This window comes from Delftia sp. DS1230, assembly GCF_040112715.1.
Classification (GTDB): Bacteria; Pseudomonadota; Gammaproteobacteria; order Burkholderiales; family Burkholderiaceae_C; genus Comamonas; species Comamonas tsuruhatensis.
On the sequence record NZ_CP157763.1, the window covers coordinates 2,625,379 to 2,640,309 of the forward strand.

A 14,931-nucleotide genomic window follows, 5' to 3' on the forward strand; every position below is an offset into this window, starting at 1 on the left:
AGTGTTCAGACGTGACGAGGCCTTCTTTCGGGAAGGCTCAGCCGCTGTGTGGTGAAGGTGTTTTGAAGCACCGGCCCCGTGACAGGGGGCCGGTGCGGATGATAGCGCGGGCGGGGAGGGGAGTGCCCCGTTTTCGGGGCGGAGATTTGCAGCGATGGCGTGGGCTGCTGCGGATGGTGGATGCAGCTATTGGCTGAGTTTTGACTGTCGCTGTTCGACCCACAGGAGACCTTCATTGGTCCGCCGTTAAGCAGTCATTGTGAAGGCATAGAAAGAGCGCCGACTAGACTTGTATGGCGTTAGGGGCCAGTGCAATGTATTATTCTTCATCTTTTACTACTAAAATCACCTCTGCATGTTTAATCTTGATAAATTGAAAAAAGAAAAAGGAACAAATGCATGGTTTTCGCAAACAGAAGATGGGACAGAGTTATTTCTTTATGGTACCGATGAGGCGCCCAGTATCGCGGCTCTTGAAGACGCGAAGATGATAATTTCTGAATATTTTTTAATAAAGAAAAAATCGATTGCACTACTGGAGTCTTTTATGAAAGACAGTGGAGAATGGTTTCTCAACTCGATAGTTGTTGGTCCATTTCAATCCGAGAAAGACGCTGACTTTCGCGTGGAACTTGGTTTTGAGGCAGACAGCAATAAAAACGAATATAGTTACACAGGGTTTACTGTCTACTTTACGCTTAATAAGAAGGGTCGGTATCTTGGATTGACATCGCACCCTTTCAAATTCTCAGTTGAATTCTCGTAATAATCCCAACTGTTTATTGAGTCAACGTAGATGACTGGACTGCTAATTCAAATGGTTAACGACTGATTTCCCTTAGCCTGATTGGCTGCTACTGGCCGATTTGCGTCGTTGGTCGCCACAAATTGGCCGAGACCAGTCCCTGCTCCTCAATCCACCAAACCCACAACCTAGCCACACCATCCAAGCCCCGATTCGCATACCGCTACCCGCCCGCCGCAAATTCCGAATCCTGCGTTCCCTGCGCCAACGAGATCAAGGCGCCCTCGTCGGAGTACTGGCTGTGCCATGACAGCGATGGGCCGCATTGCTGGCATATCAAGCCATCCATATCACGCTGGGTCGGTTGGCGATTCGATCGGCAAGCGCGCTTGTCCCGGAATCAAGGGCGTCCCGTGGCGACGGTGCTCGTCAGGTCCACGGCCCAGCGCCACCCCAAAAAAAAGAAGTGTGGACAGGGTGCACAGGCAGGTCGGAGGCGGCATGCCCAGTCATCCGGTTTTCCGAACGATGCAGGCGTTCCATCGTTCGGATTTCCGTGCCACCTTATGCATAAAAGTAAGGTCGATATAGGCGAATCAAGCAGTTAGCGCGGGGTGCAGGGGCCGGATGCGGCTGGCACGGTCTGTGCACTGTCAGGCGCAGGCCACGTGCATCGTGGTTGTGTATGCAGGGAGACAAGCCCGTCTTCGCTGTGGCATCCGGCCCGTGGCCGGCAGCCGTGGTGGCCGGGCTCGCTTGCAAGACCGAAATACGTCCAACGAAAAAATCCGCATGAAATTCAACCGCTTGACCACCATGGTGCTCGTGGCCATGGTCCTCGGCGTGCTGGTGGGCTATGCCTGCAACAGCTACGCGCCCACGCCCGAGGCCACCAAGGAAATCGCCAGCTACTTCGGCATCCTCACCGATGTCTTCCTGCGCATGATCAAGATGATCATCGCGCCCCTGGTGTTCGCCACCCTGGTGTCGGGCCTGGCCAACATGGGCGACGCCAAGGCCGTGGGCCGCATCGGCGGCCGTGCGCTGGGCTGGTTCATCGTGGCCTCGTTCTGCTCGCTGGCCATCGGCCTGATCTATGCAAACGTGCTGCAGCCCGGCCATGGCCTGAGCGTGGCCCTGCCGTCGTCGGCCGAAGGGCTGAACCTCAAGACCTCGGCGCTGAACCTCAAGGACTTCATCGCCCACGTGTTCCCCAAGAACATCTTCGAGGCCATGGCGACCAACGAGGTGCTGCAGATCCTGGTGTTCGCGCTGTTCTTCGGCATTGCGCTGGGCAACCTGCACAACCAGGCCGCGCGTTCCATGGTGGGCCTGATGGACGAAGTGGTCCACATCATGCTCAAGGTCACCGACTACGTGATGCGCTTCGCCCCCGTGGGCGTGTTCGGTGCCGTGGCCGGCACCATCACCATCCATGGCCTGGGCATGCTGTCGGTGTTCGGCAAGTTCATGCTGTGCTTCTACCTGGCCCTGGCCACGCTGTGGGTGCTGCTGATCGTGGCCGGCTACGTCGTGCTGGGCCGTGACATCTTCCGCCTGCTGAACCTGATCCGCGGCCCGCTGCTGGTGGGCTTTTCCACGGCCAGCAGCGAATCGACCTATCCCAAGCTGATGGAGCAGCTGGAGAAGTTCGGCATCAAGCCGCGCATCATCGGCTTCGTGCTGCCGCTGGGCTACTCGTTCAATCTCGATGGCTCCATGGTCTACACCACCTTCCTGGCCATCTTCATCGCCCAGGCCTACGGCATCGACATGACGCTGACGGCCCAGATCACCATGCTGCTGGTGCTGATGGTCTCCAGCAAGGGCATTGCCGGCGTGCCGCGCGCCTCGCTGGTGGTGGTGGCCGCCGTGCTGCCCATGTTCGGCCTGCCCGAGGCCGGCATCCTGCTGATCCTGGGCATCGACCATTTCCTGGACATGGGCCGCACGCTGACCAATGTGCTGGGCAATGCCATTGCCACGGCCGTGGTGGCCAAGTGGGAAGGCGCGGTCGATCCGAATGCCACCACGGACGACGACGAGTCGCTGCTGCCCATGGAGCACTCCCAGGAAGGGCGGCCCGCTGTCTCGGCCTGAGGCCCAGGCGGCGCTGGGGGGCACTGATAACATTGGTGCCTTCACCATGCCCGCCCGCCGCCCCCTGCGCCAGCTCATCCTGCTTTTGCTGTGGCTTGCCCTGAGCGGGCTGAGCGGCTGGGGTGCGTACCTGATGGCGCAGCGGCTGGGCATCGCCGATCTGCGTGCCACGGGCATGCACCGGCTGGAGCTGTACGGCGCCAGCCTGCAGCGCGAGATCGGCAAGTACGCCTTCCTGCCCGACGTGCTGGCACTGGAAGGCAATGTGCAAAGGCTGCTGGCCGAGCCCGGCGACGAGCAGCTCACCAACCGCGTCAACGCCTACCTGGAGCAGCTCAACGACCGCGCGGGCACGCTGACCGCCTACCTGGTCGATGCGCGCGGCCATGTCGTGGCCTCCAGCAACTGGCGGCGCTCCGACAGCTACATGGGCGAGGACCTGAGCTTTCGCCCCTACTACCGCACGGCCATGGCCACGGGCAGCGCGCGCTTCTTCGGCATAGGCACCACGCGCGGCGAGCCCGGCTACTACCTGGCCTCCACCCTGGGCGACGACACCCACACGCTGGGCGTGGCCGTGGTCAAGGTCAGCCTGGACCAGCTGGAGCAATCTTGGTCCACGGTGGAGGCGCCCGTGCTGGTGGGCGACGAGAACGGCGTCGTCATCCTGGGCACGGTCTCCGACTGGAAATTCACCACCCTGCGCACGCTGGACGAGGGCACGCGCGCCGCCTTCGACCACACGCGCCAGTACAACCGCCGCGCGCTGGAGCCGCTGGGCCTGCAGGTGCTGCGCGACCTGGGCCAGGGCGCGCGCCTGGTGCGCATTGCCCGCCATGGCGAGGAATCGCCAGGCTCGGTCTACCCGGTCAGCGGCCGCTTCCTGGCCCAGTCGCGCCAGCTGCCGGGCACGCCCTGGACGATCACCGTGCTCTCGCACCTGGAGCAGGTCGACCAGCTGGCCCAGAGCCGCGCGCTGGCCGCGGCCGTGGGCGCGGCCTTTGTGCTGCTGCTGGCCATGATGGTCAACGAGCGCCGCCGCCACCTGCGCGACCGGCTGGCCGCGCGCGAGGCGCTGCAGGCCGCGCACGACGAGCTCGAGCGCAAGGTGGAGCAGCGCACGGCCGACCTGTCGGCCGCCAACGAGGCGCTGCAGGCCGAGGTGGCCGAGCGCACCCACGCCGAGGCCACGCTGCGCGCCGCCCAGGACGAACTGGTGCAGGCCGGCAAGCTGGCCGTGATAGGCCAGCTGTCCACGGGCGTGGCCCATGAACTCAACCAGCCGCTGACGGCGCTGCGCACCCTGGCCGGCAACAGCCAGCGCTTTCTGGAGCGCGGCGATACCGAAACCACGCGCGTGAACCTGGAGCGCATGGCGCAGCTGGCCGACCGCATGGGCCGCATCACCGGCCAGCTGCGCAACTTCGCGCGCAAGTCCAGCGGCGCCAGCCAGGCCGTGCCGCTGGCGCGTGCCCTGGACAATGCGCTGGCCGTGCTGGAGTCGCGCGTGGCCGAGACCGGCGCCCGCATCCTGCGCGATGACGGCGTGCCCGAGGCCGTGGCCTGGTGCGACCGCAACCGCATCGAGCAGGTGCTGATCAACCTGATCAACAACTCCCTGGACGCCATGCGCGGCCAGCCCGCGCCCTGCCTGGAGCTGGCCTGCGCCGTGGCCGATGGCCGCGCCCAGGTCACCGTGCGCGACCACGGGCCGGGCCTGAGCGAAGCGGCGCAGGCCCATCTGTTCCAGCCGTTTTTCACCACCAAGGAAGAGGGCGTGGGCCTGGGCCTGGGGCTGGCGCTGTCGGCCGGCATCGTGCGTGAATGCGGCGGCACGCTGACGGGCAGCAACCATCCGGGCGGCGGCGCCGTCTTCACGCTGAGCCTGGCCCTGGCTCCCTCCACACCCTCTGCCGACACACCATGACCGACGCCCTCAAAGTCCTGATCATCGAGGATGACCCCGACATCGTGCTCGGCTGCGAGCAGGCGCTGCAGCTCGAAGGCATCGCCTGCGAAAGCGTGGGCAGCGCCGAGCAGGCGCGCCGGCGCCTGTCGCGCGACTTCGCGGGCATCGTGGTCAGCGACATCCGCCTGCCGCGCATGGACGGCATGGCCTTCCTGCGCGAACTGGTGGCCATGGACCCGGAACTGCCCGTGGTGCTGATCACCGGCCACGGCGACATCTCCATGGCCGTGCAGGCCATGAAGGACGGCGCCCAGGACTTCATCCAGAAACCCTTCGCCCCCGAAACCCTGGTCGGCGCCGTGCGCCGCGCCCTGGAGCGCCGCCGCCTGGTGCTGGAAGTGCGGGCGCTGCGCCAGCAGCTGGACCAGCGCGACAGCCTGGAGCACCGGCTGATAGGCCGCGCGCCCAACATGCGCCAGCTGCGCCAGATGCTCACGGGGCTGGCGCAGAGCGCGGCCGATGTGCTGATCCAAGGCGAGACCGGCACGGGCAAGGAACTGGTGGCGCGCTGCCTGCACGAAGCCAGCGCACGGCGCGATGGCAACTTCGTGGCCGTCAACTGCGGCGGCCTGCCCGATACGCTGTTCGACAGCGAAATGTTCGGCAGCGAGGCCGGCGCCTATACCGGCGCGGGCAAGAAGCGCATCGGCAAGCTGGAGCACGCCAGCGGCGGCACGCTGTTCCTGGACGAAATCGAGAGCATGCCCCTGCCCATGCAGATCAAGCTGCTGCGCGTGCTGCAGGAGCGTGTGCTGGAGCGCCTGGGCTCCAACACCCTGATCCCCATCGACTGCCGCGTGATCGCGGCCACCAAGGTGGATCTGCTGGAGTTGAGCCGACAAGGGCTGTTCCGCGCCGACCTCTACTACCGCCTGAACGTGGCCACCGTCTCGCTGCCGCCGCTGCGCGAGCGGCGCGAGGACGTGCCGCTGCTGTTCGAGCACTTCGCGCTGCAGGGCGCCGCGCGCCACCAGCGGCCCGTGCCCGAGCTGACCACCGCGCGCGTGCAGCAGTTGCTGGGCTATGACTGGCCCGGCAACGTGCGCGAGCTGCGCAACGTGGCCGAGCGCACGGTGCTGGGCATCGAGACCGGCTCGCCCCCCTTCGGCCAGCCGGCCGGCACCACCGCGCAGGACGCCGCGCCCCGGCCGCTGTCCGCCGCTGTCGAGGCCTTCGAGCGCGCCCTCATCGCCGACGCCCTGCGCCGCCACGCCGGCAGCCTGGCGCGCACGGCCGAAGCCCTGTCCATGCCCAAGACCACGCTGCACGACAAGATCCGCAAGTACGGGCTGGATGGGTAGGCACCCTCAACCTCGCTCCCCGAACTCCACGCTTTCGCGCGTCCAGCGCCGCGCCTGCTCGCTCAGGCTCAGTCCCAGGCCGGGGCGCGTGGGTACGAGCATGCGGCCATCGGCGATGTCCAGGCGTTCGTTGAACAGCGGCTCCAGCCAGTCGAAGTGTTCCACCCAAGGCTCGTTGGCGCAGGTGGCGGCCAGGTGCACGTGCAGCTCCATGGCGAAGTGGGGCGCCAGGCTCAGGTGGGCCAGTTCGGCCTGGGCGGCGATCTGCAGGAAGGGCGTGATGCCGCCCACGCGCGGCGCGTCGGGCATGAGGAAGTCGGCGCTGCGGTGGCGTATGAGATCGCCGTGCTCGGCGGCGCTGGTCAGCATCTCGCCGGTGGCGATCGGCGTGTCGAAGCGCGCGGCCAGCGCGGCATGGCCTTCGTGGTCGTAGGCGTCCAGCGGCTCCTCGATCCAGACCAGGTTGAATTCCTCGAAGACACGGCACATGCGCTGGGCCGTGGGGCGGTCCCATTGCTGGTTGGCATCGACCATGATGGGCGCGGCATCGCCCAGGTGGGCGCGCATGGCCTCCACACGCCGTATGTCCAGCGCGCAGTCGGGCTGGCCCACCTTGAGCTTGATGCCGCCAATGCCGCGCTCCAGCGAGGCGCTGGCGTTGCGCTTGAGCTCATCGAGCGGCGTGTGCAGAAAGCCGCCCGAGGTGTTGTAGCAGCGCACGGATTCGCGCTGCGAGCCCAGCAGCTTGGACAGCGACAGGCCCGCGCGGCGCGCCTTGATGTCGTACAGCGCCACGTCGAAGGCCGCGATGGCCTGCACGGCCAGCCCGCTGCGGCCCACGGAGGCGCCGGCCCAGCACATGCGTGTCCACAGCCGCGCAATGTCGCTGGGGTCCTCGCCCAGCAGGGAGGGCGCGATTTCGCGGGCATGGGCGAACTGGCCCGGGCCGCCTGCGCGCTTGGCGTAGCTCAGGCCCAGGCCCCGGTGGCCGTCGCGGGTCTGGATCTCGGCGAACAGCATGGCCACCTCGGTCATGGGCTTTTGGCGGCCCGTGAGCACCTTGGCATCGCTGATGGGCCGGGCCAGGGGGAGGTAGCAGGACGACAGGCGTATCCACTGGATGCGGTCCTGGCTGGTGGTTTCGGAGAGCGCGGAAGAAGTCATGGCTGCGGGAGTGCGGTGGTTGAAAAAAGGACAGGGGCAGGCATCAGTCGATGCTGATCTTTCCGGCCTCGATGACCGTCTTCCAGCGCGCGTATTCCTGGCGCTGGAATTCGGCGAACTGCTGGGGCGTGCCGGCCACCATCTCGTAGCCGATGGAGACGAACTGCTCGCGCACCCGGGGATCGTTGAGCGCCTCGACAAAGGCCGCATGGGCCTTGTCACGCAGCGCAGGCGGCAGGCCCTTGGGCGCGACGATGGCCTGCCAGGAGGCGACTTCCACGTTCTTCACCCCGGCTTCGGCCAGCGTGGGCAGGTCCGGCAGCACGGGCGAGCGGCGCGGGCTGGTCACGGCCAGGGCGCGCATCTTGCCGGCCCGGATGTGCTGTATCACGGCATTGATGTTCTGGAACGAGGCATCGACCTGGCCGCCGATCAGGTCGGCATGGGCCGGTGCGCCGCCCTTGTAGGGGATGTGCACGCCCTGGGTGCCCGTCTGCTGCCAGAACAGTTCGGCCGTCAGGTGGTCGCTGGAGCCGTGACCGGCCGAGGCAAAGCTCATCTTGCCCGGATGGGCCTTGAGGTGGGCGACCACGTCGGCCACGCTTTTGTGCGGCGAGGCGGCAGGCACGACCAGCACGTTGGGCGACTGCACGGCCACGGTGATCAGGTCGAAGTCCTTGAGCGCGTCGTAGGGCAGGTTCTTGATCAGGTGGGGCACGATGACCAGCGGGCCCAGCGAGGTGACGAGAAAGGTCTGCCCGTCCGCCGCCGCGCGCTGCACGAAGGCTGCGCCGATGGTGCCCGTGGCGCCGGCCTTGTTCTCCACCACGAAGGACTGCCTGAGCTTCTCGCCCAGCCTGGGCGCCACGGCGCGCGCGACCTGGTCGGTGGAGCCGCCGGCAGGGAAGGGCACGACCAGGGTGACGGGCCTGTCTGGCCAGGCCTGGGCCGATGCAGAAAAGGCAGCGAGCGCGGCCAGGGCCAGCGCCATGGCACGAAGAATGTGATTCATCTTGTCTCCTGATTTGTGAATGACATCGTTGTCATTTCCGAGGAAATGAAAAAGCGCCGATGCCAATTTGTAGATGCAAGGATTTGCGCTTTCAGCAAAATGATATCGTTGTCATTTTGGCTGTCAATCACGATTTCTGCGATGCAGGGCAGGCCTGGCGCCCGTGCGTGGAAGGCGGTCTGCTATCTTCAGGCCCGTCCCCGATACCAGCCCGCGATCGCGCTTGCCCATGAACACACCCACACCACCCAGGCCCACCACGCTGCACGACGTGGCCGAGGCGGCCGGCGTCTCGCTGATCACGGCCTCGCGCGCCCTGGGCAATCCTTCCATCGTTTCGGAGAAGACGCGCGAGCGCGTGCGCCAGGCCGTGGAGGCCACGGGCTACATCCCCAACCTGCTGGCGGGAGGGCTCAAGTCCCGCCGCAGCCGCATGGTGGCGGGCGTGGTGCCCGCGCTGTCGGTGTCGCAATTCCTGCCCACCGTGCAGTCATTGACGGCCACGCTGGCGCAGGAGGGCTACCAGCTGCTGCTGGGACAGACCTTCTACGACGAGCAGCGCGAGGAGGAGGTGCTCAACGCCATGATCGGGCGCCAGCCCGACGGCATTGTGATGATGGGCCTGGTGCAGTCCGACAAGGCGCGCGAGCGGCTGCGCAGGACCGGCATTCCCGTGGTGGAAACCTGGGACTTCAGCGACCGGCCGCTGGACATGGTGGTGGGCTTTTCCCACCTCAAGGTGGGCAGCGCGCTGGCCGGCTATTTCCTCTCGCGCGGCCTGCAGCGCGTGGGCATGGCCACGGGCAGCGACCACCGGGCCCAGCAGCGGCGCGAGGGCTTTCTTGCAGCCTGGGGCCGCGAGGTGCCCACGGTCACCGTATCCGCGCCCGGCAGCCTGGAGCTGGGCCGGCAGGCGCTGGGCCAGTTGCTGGCGCGGCAGCCCGATCTGCAGGCCGTGGTCTGCAGCTCGGACATGCTGGCCCACGGCATTTTGGTGGAAGCCCAGGCGCGCGGCCTGCGCGTGCCCATGGATCTGGCCGTCTCGGGCTTCGGCAATGCCGATTTCGCGGCCCATCTGCTGCCGTCGCTGACCACCGTGCATGTGGACGGGCCGGGCATAGGCCGCCTGGCCGCCGAACTCGTGCTGGCACGCTGCCAGGGCCGCCGTGCCGGGCGCTCGGCGTTCGACCTGGGGTTCGAGCTGATCGAGCGGGATTCGACCCGCCTGGCTTAGAGGCTCAGCACAGGGCAGCCGCCTGGCGCTCGGTCGCCAGCCCGAACAGGCTGCCCAGCGCGTGCTGGATCTCATCAGGGGCCAGCTGCCTGGTCTCGGTGCCGCTGGCCGTGATGGTCTTGAGCGCGTCGCCCACCAGGATCATGCGGCCGGCCGGCTGGTGCAGCACCACCACCCGCTTTTGCACGAAGATGGCGTCCGGGTGCGTGGAGTTCAGGTAGTTGGCGGGGGCGAAATCCACCCATTCCTGGGGCGACAGGTTGAAGGCGTACTGGTTGGCCCATTCACCGTCCACGCGGGCCTGCAGCAGGTATTCGCCCTGGTCGTCCAGGCTCAGGCGGAAGGTGTCGCCGTCCTGGCGGACCTCGGTGTCCAGCTCGTCCAGGGCCATGGGGGCGCGTATGCCGTAGCTGCCAAAGCCCAGGTCGCACAGCCAGCGCCGTCCCTCGACCTCGGCCACCAGGGCCATGTGGGTGCGGGGCCGGCGTGCCGGATAGAACATGGGCCGCGCCGCCGCAAAGCGGTAGGCAATGCCCAGGGCCTGCAGCGCCATGGCGAACAGGCCGTTCACCTCGTAGCAGTAGCCGCCCCGGGCGCCGCCGAGGATCTTGCCCGCAATGTCTTCGGGCACCAGAGAGACGATCTTGCCGGCCTGCACGTCGAGATTCTCGAAAGGCACCGCGAACAACTGGTGGCGCATCAGCGCATGCAAGGTGGCGGTATCGGCCTTGGCGGAGTCACCGGCACTGAAGCCGATGCGGCGGAAATAGGCCTGGAGATCGAAATTGCTGGCTTGCATGGGTTTCCTCGGGTTGCTTGATGGCTGCAACGATAAATCCGCGCAGCCAATGCCTGTATAAGCAGAATCCAAGAAAACTGACCTGTACAGATTGGCATGCCCACCAACAACGAACCCTTGCCCCAGTACCGCCGCATTGCCCAGGCCCTGCGCGAGACGCTGGCCTGTGGCGCACTGCGCCCCGGCGACAGGCTGATCTCCGCCCGCAGCCTGGCCGAGCGCGAACAGGTCAGCCTGCCCACCGCGCTGGAGGCGCTGCGCTGCCTGGAGGCCGAGGGCCTGATCGTCGCGCGCCCGCGCTCGGGCTACTTTGTGCGGCAGGCAACCGGCGGCGCGGCGCTGCAGGCGTCCCGCCCGTCGTCTCGTCCCGTGCCCGTGACCCTGTCGGCCCTGGCGCGCTCGCTGTTCAGCAGTCCCGACACGCGCCTGATCCCGCTGGGTGCGGCATTGCCCGATCCGGCCTGGCTGCCCACGGCCCGGCTGCAGCGCGCGCTGCAGACCGCCGGGCGCCGCCTGGACGCGCACGGGCAGACCTACAGCATGCCGCCGGGCCGCGCCGACCTGCGTGGCCAGATAGCAGCCCGGGCCGCGCAATGGGGTGCGCGCTTCGGCCCCGATGACCTGGTCCTGACGGCAGGCGCCACCCAGGCCGTGCGGCTGGCCCTGCGCGCCGTGTGCAAGCCCGGCGATGTCGTGGCCGTGGAGAGGCCCGCCTATTTCGGCAGCCTGCTGCTGCTGGAGGACCTGGGCCTGAAGGCGCTGGAGATTGCCACCGATCCCCGCGAAGGCCTGCTGCTGGAGCCGCTGGCCGAGGCCATTGCCCGCCACCGGCCGGCTGCCGTGCTGGCATCGCCCACCGTGCAGAACCCGCTGGGCGCCAGCATGCCGGTGGAGCGCAAGCAGGCCCTGGTGGCGCTGCTGGAGCGGGCGGGCATTCCCTTGATCGAAGACGATGTCTATGGCGACCTTGCCGGAGACGGCCAGCGCCCGCCGGCCTGCAAGGCCTTCGACGGCAGCGGCAACGTGCTGTATTGCGGCTCCGTGTCCAAGACCCTGGCGCCGGGCTGGCGCGTGGGCTGGATTGCGGCGGGCCGCTTCCATGCCCAGGTGCTGCAGGTGCGCCTGGCGGGCGACTGGGCCGGTGCGCCGCTGCTGGAGGCCGCCGTGAGCGAGGTGCTGGCCAGCGGCGACTACGACCGGCACCTGCGCCGTCTCAAGTCCCGCGTGCAGGTCGGGGTGCAGGCCGTCACGGCCAGGGTCGAGGCCAGCTTTCCGCCCGGCACCCGCGTCTCGGCCCCGCGCGCGGGCTTTCTGCTGTGGGTGGAGTTGCCGCGCCAGGTCAATGCACTGGAGGTGCACCGCCGCGCGCTGGAGCTGGGCATTGGCGTCAGCCCCGGCCCGCTGTTCTCATCGCGCTCGGACCTGCCCAACCACCTGCGCCTGAACTGCGCCAACGAGCCCACGCCGCGCCTGCTGGGGGCCGTGGGGCAGGTGGGGGAGATATGCCGGGGTCTGGCAGAGGGTGCTGCTGCGCGCCAGGGGGCACAGGTCGGTCAGCCTACTTCTTCTCGCGCGGCACGCGCCCCATGAGGAAGAACTCGGGATTGGGCTGCATGCCGGCAAAGCTGGCCATGCGGTTGGACAGGCCGAAGAAGGCGGTGATGGCGGCGATGTCCCAGATGTCCTCGTCGTCGAAGCCATGCGGGTACAGCGCCTCGAAGTCGGCCTCGCAGATTTCATGGCTGCGTTCGCAGACCTTCATGGCGAAGTCCAGCATGGCGCGCTGGCGGGCGCTGATGTCGGCCTTGCGGTAGTTGACCGCCACCTGGTCGGCCACGTAGGGCTGCTTTTCGTAGATGCGCAGGATGGCGCCGTGGGCCACCACGCAGTACAGGCACTGGTTGGCCGCGCTGGTGGTGGTGACGATCATCTCGCGCTCGCCCTTGGTCAGGCTGCCTTCTTCCTTGAGCATGAGCGCATCGTGGTAGGCGAAGAAGGCACGCCACTCGGCAGGGCGGCGCGCAAAGGCCAGGAAGACGTTGGGGATGAAGCCCGCCTTTTCCTGCACTTCAAGGATGCGGGTGCGGATGTCCTCGGGCAGGCTGGACAGTTCGGGCTGGGGGTAGCGGGCGGTGGCCATGTGTCTTGTCTCCTGGGTGTGGTGGTTGTCGTTGCGGTCCATGTTCGCATGGCCTGCGCTGCGCGGGGTGAACGCGCATGACAGCCTGCCTGCCGCCGAGGTTGCAGATTGCGCCCGAGCTCAGGCGGGCGCCATGGCCGGTTCAGGCCGTTGTGCAAACCAGTCGCCCAGAAAGCCGGTGAGCGCGCGGATCCGGGCCGACATCTCGCTGCGCGTGGCGTGCACCAGGTAGATGTCGGCCGCAGGCAGCTGCCATTGGGGCAGGACCTCGCGCAGGGCGCCTGCGGCCAGCGGCGCGGCCACGTCCCAGAGCGAGCGCTGCAGGATGCCGTGGCCGTCCAGTGCCCAGGTCAGGGCTGCAGCGCCATCGTTGGTGCTCATCACGCCGTTGACCTTGATGTTGTGCTCGCTCAGGCCCTGGCGCGTGCGACGGCTCAGGCGCCAGCTGCCATAGGTTTCGTCGCTCTCGCGGATCACGATGCAGCGGTGGGCCTGCAGGTCGGCGGGCTGGCGCGGCTCGCCGTGGGCGTTGAGGTAGGAGGGCGCGGCGCAAAGCACGCGGCGGTTGGGCAGCAGCAGGCGGGCGGTGAGGGCGGAGTCGGGCAGGGCGCCAAAGCGCACCACGGCGTCAAAGCCCTGCTCGACCAGGTTGACGGGCCTGTCCGTCAGGTGCAGCTGCACTTGCACCTCGGGATAGGCGCGCGCAAAGGCCGACAGCGCGGGCGCCAGCCGCTGGCGGCCAAAGCCCAGTGTGCAGGCAATGGACAGCGGGCCGCGCGCCGTGGCGCGCGTGCCCGAGATGCTGCGCTCCAGCGCCTCCAGGTCGGCCAGGATGCGCGCGCCGTCCAGCAGGTAGGCTTCGCCCTCGGGCGTCAGGTGGATGCGCCGTGTCGTGCGCTGCAGCAGGCGCACGCCCAGGCGCCGCTCCAGCAAGGACAGGCGGCGGCTGACGGCGGGCGGCGTCACGCCCATCTGCTGGGCCGCAGCGGCCAGGCTGCCTTCGCGGATCAGCAGCGAGAAGAAACGCAGGTCGGAAAAGCCGTCCATGGTGGATGCGGTGGATGGTTGATTCGTAAATTGAACTGATGGATCAATGCAGTATTTTGCTATTTATGCAGCCTGGTTTACTGATTAGCATGGCAGGCTGACAGTCATGAACAACGTAGAAGGAATCTCCGGGATGCACACAGATCCATGGATGCCGGGCCTGCGCCAGCAGCGCATCACGGTCGATGACGGGGTGGAGATCAACGCCTGGGTGGGCGGCCAGGGGCCGGCCCTGCTGCTGGTGCACGGCCACCCGCAGACCAGCGCCATCTGGCACCGCGTCGCGCCCCGGCTGGCGCAGCAGTTCACCGTGGTGCTGGCCGACCTGCGCGGCTATGGCGACTCCTCGCGCCCCGCCGACGATCCCGAGCATGTGAACTACAGCAAGCGCACCATGGCCCGCGACCTGCTGCGGCTGATGGCGCGGCTGGGCCATGAGCATTTCAGCGTGCTGGCGCATGACCGGGGCGCGCGCGTGGCGCACCGGCTGGCCATGGACTATCCCGCCAGCGTGCAGCGTCTGGTGCTGCTGGACATTGCGCCCACGCTGGCCATGTACGAGCAGACCGGCGAGGCCTTTGCGCGCGCCTACTGGCACTGGTTCTTCCTGATCCAGCCCGCGCCGCTGCCCGAGCGCCTGATCGAGGCCGACCCCGCCGCCTATGTGCGCGAGATCATGGGCCGGCGCAGCGCCGGCCTGGCGCCCTTCGATCCCCGGGCGCTGGCCGAGTACCAGCGCTGCCTGGCGCTGCCGGGCAGCGCGCACGGCATGTGCGAGGACTACCGCGCCTCGGCCGGCATCGACCTGGACCATGACCGCGAGGACCGCCGGCTGGGGCGCAGGCTGTCCATGCCGCTGCTGGTGCTCTGGGGCGAGGAGGGCGTGGTGCACCGCTGCTTCGATCCGCTGCGCGAGTGGCAGCTCGTGGCCGACGATGTGCGCGGTCGGCCACTGGCCTGTGGGCACTACATTGCCGAGGAGGCGCCCGACGCACTGCTGGACGCGGCTCTGCCATTTCTGTTGCAGGCCGGGTGAGTGCGGTCATTGCTGGCTTTCGGGACTGCATTCAGGCAAGCCGGCAAAAAAGGGCAAAGAGGGCAAAGGTGCATTCGCCCCATATCTGCGGAGACATAGCGTTCTCCATGGATTCAATTGGTATGCCAATCGTGTCCGGAAAAGGTAAGCAATTGAAAAAACCGCATGCCTGCTGCCCGCATGCAATGCCCAGGTCCCAATCCTTGAAAGCCGCTGGAGACAAGGCCTGGCAAGGGCTGGGCAACGCCTTGTGCCCATAGGGGACCACCGCACAAGGTGCAGGCGGGCCAATGCGCGGCCCATTGCCGATGCATGGTGAAACGCCGAACTGATACAGTCGCGCGGCCCGCCCGAGGGGGAGGGTCTTATTCATCACGGGATATT

At 67.2% G+C, this 14,931-nt stretch carries 13 protein-coding genes; 7 read left to right on the forward strand and 6 right to left on the reverse strand.

Annotated elements, in window-relative coordinates; translation table 11 throughout:
• Positions 1-355: 355 nt before the first annotated feature.
• The 4 genes from AAN986_RS11710 to AAN986_RS11725 all read left to right on the forward strand — a co-directional run bounded on the left by AAN986_RS11710 (position 356) and on the right by AAN986_RS11725 (position 6,115).
• On the forward strand, positions 356-766 hold the full coding sequence (locus AAN986_RS11710; RefSeq protein ID WP_156179743.1) for a hypothetical protein: 411 nt from the start codon (positions 356-358) through the stop codon (positions 764-766).
• Between the two features lie 771 nt (positions 767-1,537).
• The gene (locus tag AAN986_RS11715) at positions 1,538-2,845 is read left to right on the forward strand and encodes a dicarboxylate/amino acid:cation symporter (protein ID WP_016451539.1); all 1,308 of its coding nucleotides are present in this window, start codon (positions 1,538-1,540) and stop codon (positions 2,843-2,845) included.
• A gap of 46 nt (positions 2,846-2,891) precedes the next feature.
• The gene (locus AAN986_RS11720) at positions 2,892-4,772 is read left to right on the forward strand and encodes an ATP-binding protein (RefSeq protein WP_016446284.1); all 1,881 of its coding nucleotides are present in this window, start codon (positions 2,892-2,894) and stop codon (positions 4,770-4,772) included.
• Positions 4,769-6,115 carry a sigma-54 dependent transcriptional regulator gene (locus AAN986_RS11725; protein WP_047216938.1) on the forward strand — a complete coding sequence of 449 codons (1,347 nt, stop codon included), beginning with the start codon at positions 4,769-4,771 and terminating at the stop codon, positions 6,113-6,115. The genes AAN986_RS11720 and AAN986_RS11725 overlap by 4 nt, the downstream gene beginning before the upstream one ends.
• 6 nt (positions 6,116-6,121) lie before the next feature.
• Here AAN986_RS11725 and AAN986_RS11730 read toward each other — a convergent pair whose 3' ends face one another.
• Positions 6,122-7,279, reverse strand: a complete 1,158-nt coding sequence (locus AAN986_RS11730) for a mandelate racemase/muconate lactonizing enzyme family protein (protein ID WP_047216939.1) — start codon at positions 7,277-7,279, stop codon at positions 6,122-6,124.
• 43 nt (positions 7,280-7,322) lie between these two features.
• Positions 7,323-8,291, reverse strand: coding sequence for a tripartite tricarboxylate transporter substrate binding protein (locus AAN986_RS11735; protein WP_047216940.1), 969 nt, complete (start codon positions 8,289-8,291; stop codon positions 7,323-7,325).
• Positions 8,292-8,520: 229 nt separating this feature from the next.
• Here AAN986_RS11735 and AAN986_RS11740 point away from each other — a divergent pair, with 229 nt between their 5' ends.
• The gene (locus AAN986_RS11740; RefSeq protein WP_047216941.1) at positions 8,521-9,525 is read left to right on the forward strand and encodes a LacI family DNA-binding transcriptional regulator; all 1,005 of its coding nucleotides are present in this window, start codon (positions 8,521-8,523) and stop codon (positions 9,523-9,525) included.
• Positions 9,526-9,529: 4 nt separating this feature from the next.
• Here AAN986_RS11740 and AAN986_RS11745 read toward each other — a convergent pair whose 3' ends face one another.
• On the reverse strand, positions 9,530-10,324 hold the full coding sequence (locus AAN986_RS11745) for an arylamine N-acetyltransferase (protein ID WP_047216942.1): 795 nt from the start codon (positions 10,322-10,324) through the stop codon (positions 9,530-9,532).
• 96 nt (positions 10,325-10,420) lie between these two features.
• Between AAN986_RS11745 and AAN986_RS11750 the strand changes: the two genes are divergently transcribed.
• Positions 10,421-11,914 (forward strand): PLP-dependent aminotransferase family protein, encoded by a 1,494-nt coding sequence (locus AAN986_RS11750; RefSeq protein WP_047216943.1) that lies wholly within the window; start codon positions 10,421-10,423, stop codon positions 11,912-11,914.
• Here AAN986_RS11750 and AAN986_RS11755 read toward each other — a convergent pair.
• Both AAN986_RS11755 and AAN986_RS11760 read right to left on the reverse strand, forming a co-directional pair.
• The gene (locus tag AAN986_RS11755) at positions 11,883-12,464 is read right to left on the reverse strand and encodes a peroxidase-related enzyme (protein ID WP_013801997.1); all 582 of its coding nucleotides are present in this window, start codon (positions 12,462-12,464) and stop codon (positions 11,883-11,885) included. The genes AAN986_RS11750 and AAN986_RS11755 overlap by 32 nt on opposite strands.
• A gap of 120 nt (positions 12,465-12,584) precedes the next feature.
• Positions 12,585-13,511: a LysR family transcriptional regulator gene (locus tag AAN986_RS11760; RefSeq protein ID WP_047216944.1), complete on the reverse strand. Its 927-nt coding sequence runs from the start codon at positions 13,509-13,511 to the stop codon at positions 12,585-12,587.
• Positions 13,512-13,644: 133 nt separating this feature from the next.
• On the opposite strand from AAN986_RS11760, the gene AAN986_RS11765 reads away from it, so the two are divergent.
• Complete coding sequence (locus tag AAN986_RS11765; protein ID WP_047216945.1) at positions 13,645-14,547, forward strand: alpha/beta hydrolase; 903 nt, start codon at positions 13,645-13,647, stop codon at positions 14,545-14,547.
• Between the two features lie 31 nt (positions 14,548-14,578).
• Here the strand turns inward: AAN986_RS11765 and AAN986_RS11770 are convergent, their stop codons facing one another.
• Positions 14,579-14,920: a hypothetical protein gene (locus AAN986_RS11770; protein ID WP_156179745.1), complete on the reverse strand. Its 342-nt coding sequence runs from the start codon at positions 14,918-14,920 to the stop codon at positions 14,579-14,581.
• Positions 14,921-14,931: the final 11 nt, after the last annotated feature.

What these genes read in the sequence shown, in the direction of transcription:
- AAN986_RS11735 (WP_047216940.1), bottom strand. Translation starts at nt 8,291, where the DNA reads ATGAATCACATTCTTCGTGCCATGGCGCTGGCCCTGGCCGCGCTCGCT.
- AAN986_RS11770 (WP_156179745.1), bottom strand. Translation starts at nt 14,920, where the DNA reads ATGAATAAGACCCTCCCCCTCGGGCGGGCCGCGCGACTGTATCAGTTC.
- AAN986_RS11765 (WP_047216945.1), top strand. Translation starts at nt 13,645, where the DNA reads ATGCACACAGATCCATGGATGCCGGGCCTGCGCCAGCAGCGCATCACG.
- AAN986_RS11710 (WP_156179743.1), top strand. Translation starts at nt 356, where the DNA reads ATGTTTAATCTTGATAAATTGAAAAAAGAAAAAGGAACAAATGCATGG.
- AAN986_RS11715 (WP_016451539.1), top strand. Translation starts at nt 1,538, where the DNA reads ATGAAATTCAACCGCTTGACCACCATGGTGCTCGTGGCCATGGTCCTC.
- AAN986_RS11720 (WP_016446284.1), top strand. Translation starts at nt 2,892, where the DNA reads ATGCCCGCCCGCCGCCCCCTGCGCCAGCTCATCCTGCTTTTGCTGTGG.
- AAN986_RS11740 (WP_047216941.1), top strand. Translation starts at nt 8,521, where the DNA reads ATGAACACACCCACACCACCCAGGCCCACCACGCTGCACGACGTGGCC.
- AAN986_RS11725 (WP_047216938.1), top strand. Translation starts at nt 4,769, where the DNA reads ATGACCGACGCCCTCAAAGTCCTGATCATCGAGGATGACCCCGACATC.
- AAN986_RS11745 (WP_047216942.1), bottom strand. Translation starts at nt 10,324, where the DNA reads ATGCAAGCCAGCAATTTCGATCTCCAGGCCTATTTCCGCCGCATCGGC.
- AAN986_RS11755 (WP_013801997.1), bottom strand. Translation starts at nt 12,464, where the DNA reads ATGGCCACCGCCCGCTACCCCCAGCCCGAACTGTCCAGCCTGCCCGAG.
- AAN986_RS11760 (WP_047216944.1), bottom strand. Translation starts at nt 13,511, where the DNA reads ATGGACGGCTTTTCCGACCTGCGTTTCTTCTCGCTGCTGATCCGCGAA.
- AAN986_RS11730 (WP_047216939.1), bottom strand. Translation starts at nt 7,279, where the DNA reads ATGACTTCTTCCGCGCTCTCCGAAACCACCAGCCAGGACCGCATCCAG.
- AAN986_RS11750 (WP_047216943.1), top strand. Translation starts at nt 10,421, where the DNA reads ATGCCCACCAACAACGAACCCTTGCCCCAGTACCGCCGCATTGCCCAG.